The following is a 1,012-nucleotide window of genomic DNA, read 5'->3' as shown; positions in this document are numbered from 1 at the left end:
TTTGAAAACACCCGCGATTTTCGGGATGCAATATTCAATTTTTTCACCAATACGCTACCAGAAATAGCGGACTCGCTGACGTCCAGAATTCATGATCGTTTTCAGGTGCTCAAACCTGCATCTTGAGGTTTATTGGGTATATACTACTCAGCGATTTTTGTCACAGCATTTATAAAAGTGTTAACCAGAAAGCCTATCAGGATCTAGCCATATGTGGCCGGATCGGCCTGATAGCCAGTAGTTAGTCTGAGACTATCCCCGTTTTACAGGACGGGGGTGTCCCCCTCACCGCCTGATGAGACGGAAAAGATGAAGAAAAAAAAACTCTTAAAATCGATTGAAAAAGTTATAGAAACGTTGCACGAAAAAGAAGCAGAGGAAGGCGTTGTTGGATATGCCTTGTTCGACACAGTAAAGCGAGCTTTTGTAACATTCAAGTACACAGACTACGCCACGTATACCGGAAACGTTGAAGACGCCTATTTAGTCAATACTAGAGGCGAAGCATTTTATACGATGATGAACCAAGTAGATGATTACTTAAACACGAAGATCGTCCCACTGATCTCAAATGAGCTGTTCGGGCTGTCACCAGCTCCCGGTTCGCTAGATAACGATTACGACGAGTTTAATTAACAATCTAATGGTAAGCGCACAGGTGCGCATAATGGCGTTATGTGTAAATCGGGTTCGTGCGCCCCATGCCGACGCAGTCGCGGGGCTGAACCCGATTCAACATAACGGCGTATATATTATGCGAACCAATGGATAATGAGGAGGGAATATGGAGCCTGTTTAAGATTTTGTGTAAATGCCTTTCCTCAGAAGTGACCGTTAAGGCAGTCACCGAGCTCGATAATAAAGCGACTCATTTGTACTAGCTCAGACCTGATCTGACAGTTACCGATTATTTATACAGGTGTCTGTCAGATTACATCTGGTTCAGATTCTTTTCTGCCCAGATCCGTTTTCCATCGAGTAAAGTGGCCATCGGCGTACGCCCGCAGCACAT

The 1,012-nt window shown here is 44.6% G+C and carries 1 protein-coding gene and 1 pseudogene; both read left to right on the top strand.

Annotated elements, in window-relative coordinates; all coding sequences use genetic code 11:
• Window positions 1-126, top strand: a pseudogene (locus QZ506_RS02880) (IS630 family transposase); the annotation flags it as partial.
• 183 nt (window positions 127-309) lie between these two features.
• Window positions 310-636: a hypothetical protein gene (locus QZ506_RS02875; protein WP_291968944.1), complete on the top strand. Its 327-nt coding sequence runs from the start codon at window positions 310-312 to the stop codon at window positions 634-636.
• The last annotated feature ends 376 nt before the right edge of the window (window positions 637-1,012 follow it).

The organism is Candidatus Symbiopectobacterium sp., from assembly GCF_020054415.1.
GTDB lineage: Bacteria > Pseudomonadota > Gammaproteobacteria > Enterobacterales > Enterobacteriaceae > Symbiopectobacterium.
Note: the sequence above shows the minus strand (reverse complement) of the source record. Positions and strands in the feature narration are given on the sequence as shown.